Source organism: Hyalangium gracile (assembly GCF_020103725.1).
GTDB lineage: Bacteria > Myxococcota > Myxococcia > Myxococcales > Myxococcaceae > Hyalangium > Hyalangium gracile.
This window is the reverse complement of sequence record NZ_JAHXBG010000024.1, coordinates 13,960-28,871: the sequence shown is the minus strand read 5'-3', so window position 1 is coordinate 28,871 and position 14,912 is coordinate 13,960. Positions and strand designations below refer to the sequence as shown.

16 protein-coding genes and 1 pseudogene are annotated in these 14,912 nt (G+C 69.4%); 9 read left to right on the top strand and 8 right to left on the bottom strand.

What is annotated here, in order from left to right:
- Positions 1 to 21 precede the first annotated feature (21 nt).
- Positions 22 to 2,361, top strand: a complete 2,340-nt coding sequence (locus KY572_RS47935) for an AAA-like domain-containing protein (RefSeq protein ID WP_224248187.1) — start codon at positions 22 to 24, stop codon at positions 2,359 to 2,361.
- A 4-nt stretch (positions 2,362 to 2,365) separates the two neighbouring features.
- Here the strand turns inward: KY572_RS47935 and KY572_RS35805 are convergent, their stop codons facing one another.
- Positions 2,366 to 2,881, bottom strand: coding sequence for a TlpA disulfide reductase family protein (locus KY572_RS35805; protein WP_224248186.1), 516 nt, complete (start codon positions 2,879 to 2,881; stop codon positions 2,366 to 2,368).
- A 2-nt stretch (positions 2,882 to 2,883) separates the two neighbouring features.
- Complete coding sequence (locus KY572_RS35800) at positions 2,884 to 3,306, bottom strand: Fur family transcriptional regulator (RefSeq protein WP_407660064.1); 423 nt, start codon at positions 3,304 to 3,306, stop codon at positions 2,884 to 2,886.
- 335 nt (positions 3,307 to 3,641) lie between these two features.
- Here KY572_RS35800 and KY572_RS35795 point away from each other — a divergent pair, with 335 nt between their 5' ends.
- Complete coding sequence (locus KY572_RS35795) at positions 3,642 to 4,826, top strand: hypothetical protein (protein ID WP_224248185.1); 1,185 nt, start codon at positions 3,642 to 3,644, stop codon at positions 4,824 to 4,826.
- Between the two features lie 12 nt (positions 4,827 to 4,838).
- Positions 4,839 to 4,937, top strand: a pseudogene (locus tag KY572_RS48245) (FmdB family zinc ribbon protein); the annotation flags it as partial.
- Positions 4,938 to 5,011: 74 nt separating this feature from the next.
- Here KY572_RS48245 and KY572_RS48240 read toward each other — a convergent pair.
- Positions 5,012 to 5,203: a hypothetical protein gene (locus KY572_RS48240; RefSeq protein WP_407660066.1), complete on the bottom strand. Its 192-nt coding sequence runs from the start codon at positions 5,201 to 5,203 to the stop codon at positions 5,012 to 5,014.
- Between the two features lie 262 nt (positions 5,204 to 5,465).
- On the opposite strand from KY572_RS48240, the gene KY572_RS35785 reads away from it, so the two are divergent.
- A complete protein-coding gene (locus KY572_RS35785) occupies positions 5,466 to 6,212 on the top strand; it encodes a hypothetical protein (protein WP_224248183.1) in 747 nt (248 codons plus the stop codon).
- Between the two features lie 24 nt (positions 6,213 to 6,236).
- On the opposite strand, the gene KY572_RS35780 is transcribed toward KY572_RS35785, so the two are convergent.
- Both KY572_RS35780 and KY572_RS35775 read right to left on the bottom strand, forming a co-directional pair.
- A complete protein-coding gene (locus tag KY572_RS35780) occupies positions 6,237 to 6,968 on the bottom strand; it encodes a PHP-associated domain-containing protein (protein WP_224248182.1) in 732 nt (243 codons plus the stop codon).
- A 63-nt stretch (positions 6,969 to 7,031) separates the two neighbouring features.
- Positions 7,032 to 7,307, bottom strand: coding sequence for a hypothetical protein (locus KY572_RS35775; RefSeq protein ID WP_224248181.1), 276 nt, complete (start codon positions 7,305 to 7,307; stop codon positions 7,032 to 7,034).
- A gap of 198 nt (positions 7,308 to 7,505) precedes the next feature.
- Here KY572_RS35775 and KY572_RS35770 point away from each other — a divergent pair, with 198 nt between their 5' ends.
- Together KY572_RS35770 and KY572_RS35765 are read left to right on the top strand one after the other, a co-directional pair.
- Positions 7,506 to 7,700 carry a hypothetical protein gene (locus KY572_RS35770; RefSeq protein WP_224248180.1) on the top strand — a complete coding sequence of 65 codons (195 nt, stop codon included), beginning with the start codon at positions 7,506 to 7,508 and terminating at the stop codon, positions 7,698 to 7,700.
- A 19-nt stretch (positions 7,701 to 7,719) separates the two neighbouring features.
- Positions 7,720 to 8,421: a site-2 protease family protein gene (locus tag KY572_RS35765; RefSeq protein ID WP_224248179.1), complete on the top strand. Its 702-nt coding sequence runs from the start codon at positions 7,720 to 7,722 to the stop codon at positions 8,419 to 8,421.
- 41 nt (positions 8,422 to 8,462) lie between these two features.
- Here KY572_RS35765 and KY572_RS35760 read toward each other — a convergent pair whose 3' ends face one another.
- A complete protein-coding gene (locus KY572_RS35760; RefSeq protein WP_224248178.1) occupies positions 8,463 to 9,803 on the bottom strand; it encodes a hypothetical protein in 1,341 nt (446 codons plus the stop codon).
- A gap of 242 nt (positions 9,804 to 10,045) precedes the next feature.
- Between KY572_RS35760 and KY572_RS35755 the strand changes: the two genes are divergently transcribed.
- Genes KY572_RS35755 through KY572_RS35745 form a run of 3 tightly spaced genes read left to right on the top strand, consistent with a single transcriptional unit; the run spans position 10,046 to position 13,210 of the window.
- Entirely contained in the window at positions 10,046 to 12,067 is a 2,022-nt protein-coding gene (locus KY572_RS35755; RefSeq protein WP_224248177.1) for a serine/threonine-protein kinase, read from the top strand.
- Positions 12,068 to 12,113: 46 nt separating this feature from the next.
- Entirely contained in the window at positions 12,114 to 12,851 is a 738-nt protein-coding gene (locus KY572_RS35750; RefSeq protein WP_224248176.1) for a hypothetical protein, read from the top strand.
- Positions 12,852 to 12,862: 11 nt separating this feature from the next.
- Entirely contained in the window at positions 12,863 to 13,210 is a 348-nt protein-coding gene (locus KY572_RS35745; RefSeq protein WP_224248175.1) for a hypothetical protein, read from the top strand.
- Between the two features lie 9 nt (positions 13,211 to 13,219).
- On the opposite strand, the gene KY572_RS35740 is transcribed toward KY572_RS35745, so the two are convergent.
- Together KY572_RS35740 and KY572_RS35735 are read right to left on the bottom strand one after the other, a co-directional pair.
- A complete protein-coding gene (locus KY572_RS35740) occupies positions 13,220 to 14,170 on the bottom strand; it encodes a hypothetical protein (protein ID WP_224248174.1) in 951 nt (316 codons plus the stop codon).
- 45 nt (positions 14,171 to 14,215) lie between these two features.
- Complete coding sequence (locus KY572_RS35735; RefSeq protein WP_224248173.1) at positions 14,216 to 14,908, bottom strand: hypothetical protein; 693 nt, start codon at positions 14,906 to 14,908, stop codon at positions 14,216 to 14,218.
- Positions 14,909 to 14,912: the final 4 nt, after the last annotated feature.

Sequence of the window (14,912 nt, the reverse complement as noted above, 5' to 3'; positions counted from 1 at the left end):
GGAGAGCGTCATTACCTCACCGTGGATATCCAGCACCGCCACCCGCAGGATCAGTGGCCCTATGAGCAGGAGGAACTGGCCCTCACCTGCCTGGTCCACACCTCGCTCTTCACCCACGAGCCCCTGGGCGAGCAGAGCATCGTCCTGCACCGCTTCGGTGGCAGCTACGGGCCGGCGGCCTTCCTGCTCACCGCGAAGGAGTTCTTCCAGAAGGGAGCCATCACCCTGAGCTTCGTGAACCGGCACGGGATGACGGTGCACACGGTGGTGCTCCCGAACATCGAGATCGTGGCCGAGCCTGCCGCGGAGGCCCCGGACTTCATGCTGGATCTCCCTCGCTTTGGCGAAGAAGAGGTCGCAGAGGAGATTCTGGGGGAGGACAGCCCTCCAGAGGAGGTGTCGCAGGGCTCGGAGGATTGGGTCGTCTTCTCAGGGGAAATCTCGCCGCGCGAGCGCGAGCGTATGAGGAATGTGCTGTCGCCCTTCCGTGAGTACCTCATCCTGAACGGAGTCGTGGAGGAGCCGATCCCGCCGATGACGTTTCATTTCCCTCCAGCACCCAAGGATCGGAATGACCGTCGTGAGTGGGGCTATCTGCGCAGCCTGCTTTCCCTAAAAGACACCTTGACCCGCGAGTATGCACATCATGTGTTGAAGCGGAGACAAGGGGAGGCCCCTACGGAACTCGCCTCGGTGGAGTCCGGGCTCGCGGACTACCTAGTGTGCAGCTTCAAGAACGACCCGCACTTCGGCCAGGAGGAGGCTCGGCTCCAGTTCTCCAAGGCACCTTTCCTCCGGAACCTGGACAACCGCCTCAGATTCACCCGGCCGCAGGACCCGACAGCTCCGGGCGTGTGGGAGATCTGGGGTGGAGTATTCTGGGAGCTTCGCCAGCACTTCGGCGCGCAGGTCATCGATGAACTCGTGGTGCAGGCTTGGCGCGCCACGAAGGACGACTTCCCGAGAGCGCTCCTGCGAAGGATGGCCCAACGGAGCTTCGAGAAGTTCGAGAAGACCGGCGAGGTCCTACTGGAACGCGGGGTACTGAGTGCACGGGACTACCGGGACCTGCTGAGCGAGGCGATACAGCCGGTGGAGCTCTCCCTTCCCCCTCTTGCTATCGAGCGGCCAGAGGCCCATCACCTCCTGAAGCTCATCAGCGCCTTGCACGGTGCGCCGATCATCCGCGTGGAGGGCTACTACGGACAAGCCAGTGCCACGCTCCTGAGACTCGTGGGGCTGCTTGGGGAGCGACTGAATGTCCCCATGCAGTTCTTCCTATTCGATGTTCCCTCGCGCCTTCCTCTGGAGCTCAGGCCGGACGAGTTCCTGGAACTCTTCACGACTCGCATCGAAGACTTGGTGCGGGAGGTGCGGTATCAGCATCCCGAGTGGAAGATCGTAGTCGGGATCGGCAACTTCCATCGGCTCCACACCCTCGTAGGGGATGTGGAGACTGTGAACTCCTTGCAGGACAGGCTCACACGTCAGGACGCACGGCTCTTGCTGGCATGCCGGCCTGATACCCCCTTCTCCCACCGGGCCGAGGTGGTACGGCTCCAGGACCTGGACGGGGAGCAGGTCCGAAACCTCTGCTGGATGTACGGAGTGAGTCTCAGTGAAGAGGGCGAGCGGGAGTTCCTCCACTGGACGGGGGGAAGCCTCCACCTCGCGGAGATTGCGCTCCAAGGAGCTCGCCAGCACGAATGGACCCTCGAGGAACTCATGCGCTTCGAGAGCGTGGAGTGGTCCCGCATCTTCGATGGGGAGATGGCTCGGGTCCGCCAATGGCTCGCCCAGCAGTCCCCAGTGCTGACGACGGCCCTGCGCGAGGTCAGCGCGAACGGGGTGTGGTTCCTGGAGCGCGACGTTGCGCTCCCGCTCATGGGCCAAGGACTCATCTGTGAGTCGGAGCGAGACAGCTACACGCTCAGGACCCCGCTCTATCTGCGTGCACTCTGGCCCGATACCGTCGCTCGGCTGCCGCATGCATTCTGGGATCGACTGGGAGGTCACCGGTGGTCGCTTGATGCATGGCAACTGGCATCGCGCCCTGGCCAGGGGCTGCGGCTCCGGCTCGTCCTCCAGTCACATGATGCGAAGAAGGATCCGATTCCCAAGTCGGTACATTTCATGCTGACTCGGAGGCTCCACAAGCACGTCCGATCCGTCCAAGGCCGGGCGATCGCGGACTTCTCCGTGGGAGCCTCCTTTGGTCCTACCCGGGCCTATGCGGAGATGGAACTCAAGGGGGAACGTTACCGGCTCAGCCTTCCCATCGACGACATCTCCCAGCTTCCAAAGAATCCTCGCCCAAAGAAGAAGAAGAAGGCGGCGCCGAAGGACGCCCGAAAGAAGTAGAGCGCTAGTCCTTGCTGCGCAGCGTCTTCTCGATGGCCCGGGCCATCACCTCATGCCCGGCCACGCCCTGCCAGGCCGCCACCGCCCGCCCCTGCCGGTCCAGGATGACCGAGGTGGGCAGCGCGCCGATCATCCCGAAGGGGCTCTGCCCCGAGCGGATGTGCTCGTCCGCGATCAGCACCGGGAAGCGCAGCTCGTAGTGGTCCGCGAAGGGGGCCAGCACCTTCTCCCCCTCCAGATCCATCCCCACCCCCACCACCTGGAACCCCTGCGGACCGTAGTCGCGCTGGAGCGCCTCGAGCGAGGGCAGCTCCGCCACGCACGGGAAGCACCACGTCGCCAGGAAGTTCACCAGCACCACCCGCCCGGAGAGCTCCCTCGCGGCCATCCGCTGAGGCCCCACCGCGGGCAGCACGAGCGCTCCCAGGAACCCGTCCCCCGGCGCCTCCACGGCCTCGGGGGTGCTCTTGCAGCCGGCCAGGCTCAGCATCAGGACGGCCGTGAGCAGGGCGCGGAGCACGCTCAGGCCTCCGTCTTGGGCGTGGACACCGGGCGCTGGCAGTCCCGGCACAGCCCGTACAGCTCCATCTTGTGCGACGTCACCATGAAGCCGTGCTTGCGAGCCACCGCCTCCTGCATCGCCTCGATGCGATCATTCTCGAACTCGATGATCTGCCCGCAGCGGGTGCAGATGAGGTGATCGTGGTGCTCGCGCCCGGCCGCCGCCTCGTACCGCGTCTGCCCGTCGCCGAAGTTGCGCGCGTGCGCCAGCCCGCAGTCGTTCAGCAGCTTCATCGTCCGGTACACCGTGGCCACCGACACCTTGGTGTCCAGCTCCCGAACCTTGCTCCAGAGCTCCTCCACGGACAGGTGACCCCCGACGGAGAAGAAGGTGTCGATGATCAAGCTGCGCTGGCGGGTGCTCTTGAGCCCATGCTGCGCCATGTAGCGGTTGAGGACCGCCTCTTTCGACTCCTCGTTCACGGGTAAAGCTTCTCCCTCCGGCATGTATTCTTCCATGACCTGACGAGTCCTAACCCCCATCGCGCCACCTCCGCCTACCCGCCGAACGACCGGTTGCCAGCGCGCCTCGCGGGCAGCAATACACCAGGACTTGCGTCGCCACCTGGCTGTTTACATTGGAGACCGTCAGGCTCATTGACACCCGTCCGCCGCGAAAGATAAGGGCTTCCGCCCTCGTAAACGAGCATTTTTCCGCAAGTTTCTCCATGAATAGTCAATGGCAGAGAAGACGGCAGCCTGATGATGTGCCCACCCCGGTGGCGGTAGCCGTCTCCGACTTCTGTCGCCGCGCCAAGGCGATGGCGTCCCCGACGGAGGTCCGCGAAGCGCTCGCGCTGCTCTCCGAAGACGAAGATTTCCGCGTGCGCACATTGACCGACACCGAGCCGGAAGTGTCGCCTCTTGGACCTTTCGCGGTGGTGGACATCCTGCGCGGGACGCAGCCGTCGCTGGCTGCCCAGCGCCAGGCGTGCGGCTACTACGACGTGGTTCAGGAGCTGACCCGGGTGCGCGAGGAGAAGACGCCCGTGGCTCCCGCGCCCGTGGTGGTGCCGGAGGTCCCCACGTTCGCCCCTCCGCCCCCTCGCCCGGCGCCTGCGGGAGATGGGGATGGGGCCGGCGGAGCGAAGGCCGACAAGGCCGCTCGCCGGGGGACCGAGTCGGTCCAGGAGCGCATCGCCCCGCGCAAGCGCGCCGCGTCCGCCGAGCCGGAGCACGAGCAGGAGGAGTCGCTCGAGGCCGAGCCGCGCTTCCTGCGCAGGGAGCTGCCCAAGCCGCGCGGCCGCTACACCCAGGTGGCGGCGCCCAAGGGCAGCTTCCAGATCCTGACGCGCGCCGAGGGCCGGGACATCCTGGACTCGGCGGTGGCGCAGAGCGAGCACCGCTTCACGCTCCTGAAGTCCCTGGGCGAGCAGTACAACGGCGCCAAGGGCGAGCTGACGATGGTGGATCTGGAGAGCGTGCTGCGCCGCCACGAGCTGCTGGAGACGCTGGCCGCGAAGGAGCGCCAGGGCATCCTCTCCGCGTACGCCGATCAGCGGGGCGCGGCGGGCCGGGTGGCGTGGGCCCTGGGCCTGAGCCCCTCGGAGCTGCAGAAGCTCATTGGCACGCTCGGGCTCCAGCAGGAGGCGGAGGAGGTGCGCGAGCGCTTCCGCCGCGAGGCCCTGGGCGCGCGCCACCTCACCCAGCGGCTGGATCTGCTCGGCCGCGACAAGTACCTGGCGGATCTCGGCATCAAGAAGCGCTTCACCGACTCGCTGCGCAAGGAGCTCGAGGGGCTCGTGCGCGACGAGCTGCCGGGAGCGCGGGATCTGCCCGGACTCGCCCTGGCCGTGGCTCGCAAGCACGGCGCTCCTCAAGAACTGGTCCTGCGCGCCATCGAGCGCCTGGGCCTGGCTGGCACGCTGCGCGAGCAGCTCAACTCCGATCAATCTTTGCCCTGACGAGGTTCCATCATGCCCATCTACGAGTACTCCTGTCAGAGCTGCGGCAAGGTCATCGACGTGCTGCAGAAGGTGAGCGATCCGACGCCCGAGGCCTGCACCGCCTGTGGCGCCACGGGCTCGCTGACGAAGATCGTCAGCCGCTCCAGCTTCGTCCTCAAGGGCGGCGGCTGGTATTCTGATCTCTACAGCTCCACCAAGAAGGACGGCTCCAGCGGCAGCTCGGAGTCGAGCTCGTCCTCCAGCTCGTCCAGCAGCAGCAGCAGCAGCAGCTCGAGCAGCACCAGCAGCAGCAGCTCGAGCAGCACCTCCACAGCGCCGGCGGCGGCCGCTGGCGGCAAGACGTAGCAGCCCGGCCGGAAACTGGCGGAGGGCATGGGCGCGACGCACACTCCGCGTCGTGCCCTTTCCACCTTCCAAGCGCCCTCCCCGCCGCTGTGCCCTGTGCGGTCATCCGGAGCTGACGGACGCGCGGGGCCTGGGCCGTTTCCTGCTCGTCCCCGATCCCGACGGGCGAGGGCCCGTGTGTCCTCCGCAGCGCGGGTGCCATGCCCTCTCTCGCGACACCGAGCCGCTGACGCAGGCCTCCCGCTGAGCTAAAGCAGGGCCGCTCACGCGCTCACGCCTCGGGAGGCCCTCTTGAAGAGACTGCTCGTCGTTCTGCTCGTCCTGCTGGGAGCCGGCTGCAAGTCGCACACGCAGATCGCGCCAGATGATCGCGCCTTGCTGGAGCAGACGCTCACCGGCCCGGAGTCGAACCGGTTCCTGCGCCTGTCCATGCACATCACCCCCTTCTTCGGGGACGCCTCCAAGCGGCTGCTCACGCCCTACCCGCCCGAGGACGTGCTCCTGCTCAACGACACGCAGGGCAAGACGGTCCACCCGGGCGGCATCGAGGCCACGCTGCCGGCCGGAGCGAAGGCGCGCATCCGCCAGGTGGAGTTCCCCACCGCCTGGGTGGTGACCGAGCGCATCCTCTACACCCCGCGCACCTGGCCCTGGGTCTACGTGGACGTGGAGGGCGCGCCGCCGGGGCCGCCGCTGGTGCTCGTGCTGCCGCCCCACCTGAAGAAGCGCGAGGAGTTCCTCGCGGAGGTGGATCGCTTCCTGTCCACCCAGGATCCCGCCGCGAAGCTGGCCGCCTTCAGCGAGCCGGTGCGCGAGGCCATCCGCCAGAAGAAGGCCGTGACGGACATGCCCGCGGAGGCGCTGGAGATGGCCTGGGGCTACCCGGAGACGGTCCGGCGCACGCTCGAGGGCACCGTCCGCAACGAGGAGTGGATCTACCCGGGCGGCCGGCGCCGCGCCTTCCTGAGCGACGGGCGCCTGGTGCGAGTGGAGGAGGCGGCCGCCCCCGCCCTCAACCTGTCCCCGGGCTCGAAGTAGGAAGAAGTTCGGAGTGCCAGCGGCTCAGCGACGGCGACGGCGGTTTCCCCCGCCCCCACCGCCGCGCTTGCCGCCCCCCTTGCCCGCCTGGGCCTCGCCCGGGCGCGTCAGCCGGGGCAGCTCGCCGGCCATCACCGGCCAGAACTCGCCCTTGAGCAGCTCCGCGACGAGCTGCGCCTGGTTGGCGATGGGGTTCTTGAAGAGGGTGGCGCCGCGCCCCACCTCGTCCAGGGAGCCGCGCGCATCGCTGCCGCCCGTGCAGGGGAGCTTGAGCGCCTCGGCGGCTTCCACGGCCAGATCATTGGCCGTCTGCTTCACCTTGGCGTTGTAGCCCTCCACCGCGCTCAGCACGTTGAGCGAGCGGATGAAGTCCATGGGTGGGTTCGGAGAGTCCCGGTCATACGGCCGCGCGGCGACGATGGCCGCCCCCAGGGCCTTCACCTTGGGCAGGCACTCGGCGGCGCTCCAGGGCTTCTCCCGGTTGCTGCCCCACATCTGGACGGGCTCGGGCGCCAGCTCCGGCTTCGGGAAGAAGCACAGGTACTGGCCCTTGTCGGTGATGAGCTCCAGCCCGACGAAGACCTTGAGCTTGGACTTCGCGCCAATGTCGAACAGCTCGTCGCAGCCGTCCTGGGTGTTCGTCTCCGTGAAGGCGACACCGTCCAGGCCGAACAGCGCCGCCCGCTCGAGCACGGCGCGTGGGTCCAGGTCGCAACCCTTCGAGAGATGTGAGTGCGCGTGCAGGTCGATCAGCATGGGCGCCGCTCCCTAACAGGCTCGCCGGAGCCTGTCGAGTCTCGCCGCCCGTACCGGCGCCCGTCAGGCGTACGCGTAGGACTGGAAGAGGCCCTTCTGGGTATTGCCGTTCTTCTCCTCATAGGTGCGGATGAGGTAGCCCATCAGCATCAGGGAGGAGGTGTTCTCCAGCACCCGGGAGGGGTCCTTGGAGATGAGGTTGGCACTGTAGTTGAGGAAGAACTGGGCCAGGTCCTCGCCAGCCTCCTTGACGATCAGCGCGTTGAGCGCAGCCGGATCCATCGTCCGGATGGCATTGATGAAGTCTACGGCCAGATCCTTCTTGGTCTTCACGTCCACGTACCCATCCCCCGTCGCCCCCACCCTCCCCGGGACCCGTTTCCCAGGCTCGGACCTCGATGCGACCTGGAAAATCTAGGCACGTTCTCCCACCTGCAAACCCCCAGCGCCCGGGAGGCAGGGTTTTTGACACCCTGTAAAAGCGTGTGCGATAACGGGAGCAAGCGACGTCGTATCAGATGATAGGAGGGGACGGCGATGTTCACGGGCGTGAAGGTCTTCTCGGCGACCAAGGCCAAGGAGCGGGAAGAGCTCGGCGAGAACGTCACCCGCTGGATGAAGAGCAACGCGGATCTGGAGATCGTAGACCGCGTCGTCTGCCAGTCGAGTGACAATGAGTTCCACTGCTACACCCTGGTGATCTTCTACAAGCACTCGAAGTCCCAGCCGTAGCACGCGAGCGTCGCGGCCCTTGTCCGCCTGGGTGGCCATCGCGTGGCTGTGGCTCCACGCCACCTCCATCACCCTGCTCACCGGGCTGGGCATGGCGGCGCTGTGCTGGGCCCTGGGCGCCCGGCCTACGGTGGTCCGCTTCCACGTGGGGCCGACGCTGTTCGCCTTCAAGCTGTTCGGCGCGCGCTGGAGCCTGGGGCCGCTCACGATGGGCACCAGCCTGTCGTTCAATGCCGACGACGAGCCCGAGGGCTCCGTGCCGCCCGCCTGGCAGCGGCTCGCCTTCCCTCAGCGACTGGTGCTCATCTCCAGCAGCGTGCTGATCCTGCTGCTGTTCGCCTGCATCTGTCTGGGGCCCGCGCGAGCGCTGGGGTCGATGCTCTCGGGCTTCGAGCAGGTGGTGAACGTGCTCCGGGCTCCCGAGCGGGTGGAGGCGTTCCTCTCGCTGCGGCCCCTGGGCGTCCGGACGACGCTGGGGGTGTTCGCGGCGAAGCTGGCCGCGTTCAACCTGCTGCCGCTGCCTCCGCTGGCCGGGTTCGTGCTCCTGCGGGAGGTGGTGCGCACGCTCCGCAAGCAGCCTCCGGCCGAGACGACCTCCCTTCCCATCTGGGGCTTCGTGCTCCTCCTGGTGCTGTGGGGTGGTTGGGCCTGGGGCGGCATCAAGGGGGTGTGGAACCACGGCGCGAAGTACGAGGCCACCGAGGCGACCCGGCGCCAGTGAGCGCCTGGGCGTGAGGACAGGCAGGGCTCAGGAGCCCTGGCTCATTCCTCTGCGCTCGGATGCTCCGGGTGCTCCTTGCCTCTTCCGTCCTTCAGCGTGTTCGCGTCCGCCGTGTTGAGCAGGCCGTGGAAGTCCATCACGCGTGGGCCGGTGGGGCTCAGCTCCTCGGCGAGGAAGGCGGAGAGCTGGGCGGCGGCGCCTGCCTCGCGCGTGCGCACGTGGAGGAAGAACGTCCCCGTCTCGGACTTGTGGCACCCGCTGCACGTGGCCAGGGAGAAGGCGTGGCGCACCTCCTCGGAGACGCCGGGCACCTGCCAGGCCAGGTCCAAGGGAACCGGCGCGGCGGCCGCGAGGAAGCGCTGCCCCTGAAAGGAGCCCGGCACCACGTGCCGCCCTTCGAGGATGGCCGCGGCGTTCTGGGCGGCCCAGGCTCCCAGCAGGGCAGAGCCGTTGAGCGCGGCATCCACCTCCTGCTTCACCGTGGCGGGCCGCAGCATGCCGGTGCTGCCGAGGACGAACTCGCGCAGCTCCCAGAGCGGGGGCTCCGCGGACGAGAGCGCCGCCTCGTTGGTGCGGATCTGCAGCAGCGCGCTGCCGTTCACCTGGCCTGGGGCCGCGTGGCGCCGGGTGAACTCCCGCGTCACGGAGTGCAGCTTCGCGTTGTAGAGCCTGCCGAAGGGAATGGAGCCCAGGGCGTGCCAGCGGGTGGCCCACGTGATCATGTCCACCTTGCGAGAGATGGGGAGCTGGTACTCGAAGATGACGGTGAAGGGCAGGCGCTCGCCGTCCGGCCCCAGCACCCCGAAGACGAAGCGCCCCTGCCCCGCGTTGCCGGGGCTCGTCGCCGTGGGCACCCGGCGCAGGTCCGGCCGGTTCACGATGGCCAGCAGCCGGAAGGGCGCCTTGGAGAGATCCAGCACGCACCGATCATCCGCGCCCTTGCAGCCGCTGGCCGCGCGCCATGGGTCGATGAGCTGGGAGCGGATCAGGGGACGCGCGGGGATGACGAGCCCGTTCACCGTCTGGTCCCGCTCCCACGACTTCAGCCAGTGCAGGATGAACTGGGAGCGCCCGTAGGGATTGCGCAGCAGCTCGGGCACCATGTTGTCGATGAGCCGCCCGAAGGACCACGCCCCCTCGGGATCGGTGCCCGATCTCCTCGGATCCCACGTGGTGTACAGGGCGTCATCCACCACGCTGACGTCATGGATGAAGAGCTCGCGGGACGGATGGATGGAGGCGATCTCCACCAGCTCCTCCCGGTGGACGGACATCGCGTCCTCCTCCTCCTCGAGCGCGGGAGCACACGCCGCGAGGACGACCAGGGTGCTGCAGACCCGCCACAGCCCCAGCACTCCGGGGCTTCCGTGTGTGACGCGCATGTCTTCCTCCTGACGTCCCGAGGCGGGCACCAAAGCCTTCGAGCCGCTCAGAGAGGTAGACACCCTCTCGTTCGGGGAAAACGCGCCCCGCGGGGCTACGCTCAAAGGGGAGCGCCGCCGACCACTTTCCACCAGTGATCACCCCGGGACCCGCGGTGCGTTGGCTGGAGGAAAGAGACCCTGCGCGCGTGGGCATGTAGCCCTTGCCGTGACTGACACCATGCACAGGGTTCGACCCTCACATGCGCCCTGTGCACCGCCGCATCCTGGGGTTCCTCGTCACCGCCTGTGTCCTGGCGGGGGCGACGGTCGCCTCGCTCAGACTCGATGCTCGCGGGCAGAAGGGAGCCCGTGCGCGCTCGGTCCACGCCGCGGGCGTGGCGCTCACCGGGGCACGCGAGGCGCTGGAAGGCCGGCTCCGAGCCGTCGAGGGCCGGGCCGCGACAGGCGCCTCCTTGAGCCCCGTGCGGGCGCTGGCCGCCGAGCATGTCGACACGTTCACCCTGCAGGATGCCTTCGCCACCGAGACCTGGTGGCAGCCCTTCCGGGACGAGTTCTCCTTCCACTCGCTCATCGAGGGGCACCGGCGCTTCGACTTCACGCCGGATGGAGTGTCCCGCTCCGTGGAGCTCTCGGCCCTGCTGGCCGCCTCGGAGGGCCGTCCGCTGGCTTCGGAGCTGCTCCTCGTGGGAGGGGTGCCCTATCTGGCCGCGGTCGCGCAGGTGCAGGTTCCTCCCTCGGCGGTGCCGGAGCGCTCCCTGCTGGTGCTCGCACGTCCCCTGGGGGCGGCGGAGCTCGAGGCCATCGCTCGTGAGTTCCGCAGCACGCTCCTCCTCGTCGACGCGGACGGAGCGGAGCTGACTCGGGCGGGGGAGCCCGCCTCGAAGAAGCTGGCCGCGCCCACGCTGGACGGCACTCCGCTCACGGATGTCCGGGGCAGGTGGTCCATGGTCCGGGCCGAGGTGGGGCCCGGGCTGTTCCTCTGGGCCCAGGCGGACACCCGGGCGGAGGCGGCCCAGGTCCTGAGCACGACCCGGGCGCTGATGGTGCCCGTGTGGCTCACCGCCCTGCTGGCCTCGGGCATCGCGCTCTGGCTCGCGCTGCGGCCCCAGCGGGAGCGGGCCACGGCGGAGCTGCTCGCCCAGACGACCCAGCGCCTCGCCGCGGCGGAGGCCCAGCTCGAGCGCCTGTCGAAGTCCATGCCCACCGTCCAGAGCGCCGCGGAGGCCCCGGCGCCCGCGCCGCGTGCCCGCCCCGAGCCCTCGCTGGAGGCGCCCGTGCCCTTCGGTCGCTACGAGCTGCTGCGGCCGCTCGGCGAGGGCGGGATGGCCCGCGTGTACCTGGCGCTGGCCCGGAGCGCGGGAGGCTTCGAGCGCCTGTTCGTCATCAAGCGGCTGCACGAGCCGCTCGCGCGTCAGCCCGAGGCGGTGGCCCAGTTCATGGACGAGGCCCGGCTGGGCGCCAGCCTCGTCCACTCCAACGTGGTCCCCGTCTACGACTTCGGCGAGGTGGACGGCGAGTACTACCTGGCCTCCGAGTACATCCTCGGCAGGGATCTCGACACGGTGGTGCGCCGATCCTTCGAGCGGGACGGCGACCCGCTGGAGCCCGCCACGGTCTTCTTCGTGGCCCAGGAAGTGCTCAAGGCGCTTGGGTACGCGCACACGCGGCAGGACACGCAGGGCCGACCGCTGGGGATCGTCCACCGGGACGTGTCACCGATGAACATCCTGGCCTCCGGGCGCGGCGAGGTGAAGCTGCTGGACTTCGGCATCGCCAAGAGCGCCCACCGCTCCACGCATACTCGAGCGGGGCTGGTGAAGGGCAACATCCACTTCATGGCCCCGGAGCAGGCGCGAGGGCTCGAGGTGGATGGCCGCGCGGACCTGTTCTCCCTGGGCATGACGCTCTTCTGGTGCCTCACGGGCGAGCTGCTCTACACCGGCCAGACCGAGTTCGATCAGCTCATCCAGGCCGCCGAGGGCCCCAGCGAGGAGCACTGGGAGCGCATCGCCCAGCTGCCCGCGCCGTGCGCGGCGATCCTCCAGCGCGCCCTCCAGCCGCACCCCGCCGATCGCTTCTGGTCGGCCGAGGAGTTCGCCCGGGCGCTGCCCGCGGTCCGGCCCGAGGACACCTCCGGCCTGGAGCGCACCATGCGGCGCCTCTTCGGCGAGGAACTGCGCGCCGAGTCCGCCTACCGCTCCGCCCTGGCCGCCGTGTCGGCCGCTTCCGATGCGCCGCTCGGCCACGCCCACACGGGCTGACGCCGAGCCTCCCCACCACCTCCGCCGCTCCCCACGCGAGGCCCCCATGATGCCCGCCCTCCTCCTGCCGCTGCGCATGGCACTCGTCGTGGGGCTGCTGCTCCCGGCCGCGGCCCATGGCGCCTCCGGACAACGCAAGGCCTCGGCGAAGACGCCCCGGGTGGAGGTGCGCAAGCCCAGGGCGGACGCCACGGGCACCGTCGAGGGCACCGTGCGCGGCGAAAGCTCCGGGGCGGGAGGCGCGGTGGTGTGGCTGACGCGCGCGGAGGGCCCCACGCCGAAGCCCAGGCCCGCGCCGCGACAGGTCGTCTCGCAGCGGGGCAAGCGGTTCCTGCCGCACGTGCTGGCGGTACCGGTGGGCACCGAGGTGGCCTTCCTCAACGAGGACACGATGTTCCACAACGTCTTCTCGCACAGCCGGCCCAACGCGTTCGACCTGGGGCTCTACGAGCAGGGCGTGGCGCGCAGCCAGGTCTTCACCGAGCCCGGCCCGGTGCGGCTGCTCTGCATCATCCACGCGTCCATGTCCGCCTTCGTCTACGTGGTGGACTCACCGTGGTACGCCCAGGCGGACGCGCAGGGGCGGTTCGAGCTGCGCGGCGTGCCTCCGGGCGAGTACGTGCTGCACGCCTGGCACGAGACGTCCGCCCGGCCGAGCACCCAGCGCGTCACCGTGGGAGGAGGGCTCGTCTCCGTCACCGCCACCCTCACCCAGGATGCGGAGCGCACCGCGCTCGTTCCGGGCAAGGAAGGCCCACCGGGGCAGTCGCAGCTCGGGTATTGATCGCGATCCTCATGAGCGAAGACGCGACCTGGCAGCCCTATGAAGGAGGCAGCACCCTGGGGATGTCGGGCTCCCAGGGCGGGACGATCACCTGGGACGAGCAGTACGCGGACCAGGTGCGCCTGACGCTGGAGCAGGACGAGAGCCGCTCCTTCCACGCCATCACCTGTGGCATCGCCGGGTGGCTCGTGCACTCCCGGTTCTTCGGCGAGGCCCACGAGGCGCTCGCCGCGTTCGAGGAGCTGCGGCCGGCCCTGGTGGAGCTCTGGTCCCAGCTTCCGAAGGGCGGCCCCGCCTCTCCCACCGAGGCGCGTGCGGGGGGCCCGCTGCTGGCGGCCTTCCTCGCGCGCTTCCCCTGAGGCGCCGGCTCAGTACACGACGAGCGGGTGCGGCATGTAGTAGCTGACGATGCTCAGCACGGGGATGCGCGGCCCCTCATCGTCCTCGTCCAGCGAGCCCGAGGTGGTCCGCATCCCGTCGAACCGCGCGAGGATGACGAAGTCCCGGCCCGGCGACAGGAACGGATCCGGCTTCGGCAGCCGCCCGAGCGCCTCGCGCCCCGTGTCCGTGGAGATGTTGTCGTAGTGGGGCACCGTCTCCGTCCGCCGGGTGGACTGGGCCTCCGAGAGCGAGCCGCCCACGTTGCCGCTGCCGAGCGTCGTCTGGCCTCCGAGGTTGCCCGTCGTCGTGGACACCGAGTCCTTGCGGCGCGCCAGGCCCACCTGCTGCTCGGTGGCCACGGAGCCCAGGCCCTGCTCGACGAGCCACACGGTGGGCTTCTCCCCCTCCGTCCTCACGTCGCCCACCTGGGCCCGGACGAGGATGTAGCGCCCCTTGTAGGTGTCCGGCTGGGCGATGGCCGCGGCGAGCGAGAAGATGGGCAGCCGCTGCTCGTTCAGCAGGCGGAGATCTCCCTCCACGCTGCCTCCGCGCAGGGCCACCACCTTGGCCAGCAGCGACGCGGCCTCGGGGCGCGAGCGCAGCTCCTGCTCCCACGTGCGGCTGATCAGCGCCTGGAGCTGGGTGAAGTAGGTGCCCTCCACGCAGGCCTTCAGCGCCGCCCAGGCCTCGTCTCGGGAGGTGGGCAGGAAGCGCCGCGCCTGCCGCTCGCATGCAGAAGGGTTCGAGTACTGGTTGGCGAACGTCTGCGGGTTGAAGGGCTCGGGGGGGAACTCGCTGGCCGCGGCGACGGGCGGCGGCGGCTTGTCGCGCTCATCCACCTCGGCGGAGCGCGAGGGCGTCGTCGCGCAGCCCGCGAGGGACAGGGCACAGAGCAGCGCCCACGCGGGGCGCGAAGCAGGCTTCTTCGGCTGGTTCAAGGTCTCTCGTTCCATGGACGTCATTACCCGTGAGTTACCCGTGGGTTACAGCGAGGCCGAGCCCCGGTTCGGGCGCGGCTCGTTCCTGGGAGCAGGAGCGGCCGCCTTGCCCGGCGAGCCCGCGGAGGGCAGCAGCGAGCAGGAGTCCGCGCAGCGGTCGCGCATGCACGCCAGCGTGGAGGCTCCCGCCTTCTGCTGGGTGACGTCCGCGTAGCAGCGATCGCCAGCGCCCGGGCAGCCGCTCTGCGCGGCGCACTGGCAGCACGGCGCGGCCACGGTGGCCATCATCTGGGTCTCCTGGAGCACGCCGGAGATGGCGCGGTAGCAGGCGCGCGCGGCCGGAGCGAAGCGGCCCTTCGCGTCCACGATGGCCACGGTGCCCTCCAGATCGCAGCGCTCCGCGGCGGCGGCGTACTTCTTCTCGCAGGAGGCGGCGAGGCTGCGATCGGGCTTGCCATCCTCGGCGCGGGGACGCGCGGCCTCGGCGCAGAGGGTGCGGCCCAGCTGCTGGATGGTCCGCACGTTGCCGGCGGCCTGCTCCTTGTCGGGCTCTCCGGGCGTCAGCTCGGCCTCGAAGACGCACTCCTTGCCAGAGCGCAGCGTGTCCGCGGTGCAGGACCACGCGGTCGGAGAGTCATCCACCACGGGCGGAGACGCGAGGGAATGGGACGAGGAGGCCGGCGAGCCATCATTCGGCGCCGCGCCCAGCAGGAGCGAGAGGAACACGACGGAGATCATGGCC

Coding starts and splice junctions, on each gene's coding strand:
- KY572_RS35800 (WP_407660064.1), bottom strand. CDS start 3,306: ATGGCGCAGCATGGGCTCAAGAGCACCCGCCAGCGCAGCTTGATCATC.
- KY572_RS48240 (WP_407660066.1), bottom strand. CDS start 5,203: ATGCCCTCCGCCAGTTTCCGGCCGGGCTGCTACGTCTTGCCGCCAGCG.
- KY572_RS35780 (WP_224248182.1), bottom strand. CDS start 6,968: ATGCTGATCGACCTGCACGCGCACTCACATCTCTCGAAGGGTTGCGAC.
- KY572_RS35770 (WP_224248180.1), top strand. CDS start 7,506: ATGTTCACGGGCGTGAAGGTCTTCTCGGCGACCAAGGCCAAGGAGCGG.
- KY572_RS35760 (WP_224248178.1), bottom strand. CDS start 9,803: ATGCGCGTCACACACGGAAGCCCCGGAGTGCTGGGGCTGTGGCGGGTC.
- KY572_RS35755 (WP_224248177.1), top strand. CDS start 10,046: ATGCGCCCTGTGCACCGCCGCATCCTGGGGTTCCTCGTCACCGCCTGT.
- KY572_RS35750 (WP_224248176.1), top strand. CDS start 12,114: ATGATGCCCGCCCTCCTCCTGCCGCTGCGCATGGCACTCGTCGTGGGG.
- KY572_RS35745 (WP_224248175.1), top strand. CDS start 12,863: ATGAGCGAAGACGCGACCTGGCAGCCCTATGAAGGAGGCAGCACCCTG.
- KY572_RS35735 (WP_224248173.1), bottom strand. CDS start 14,908: ATGATCTCCGTCGTGTTCCTCTCGCTCCTGCTGGGCGCGGCGCCGAAT.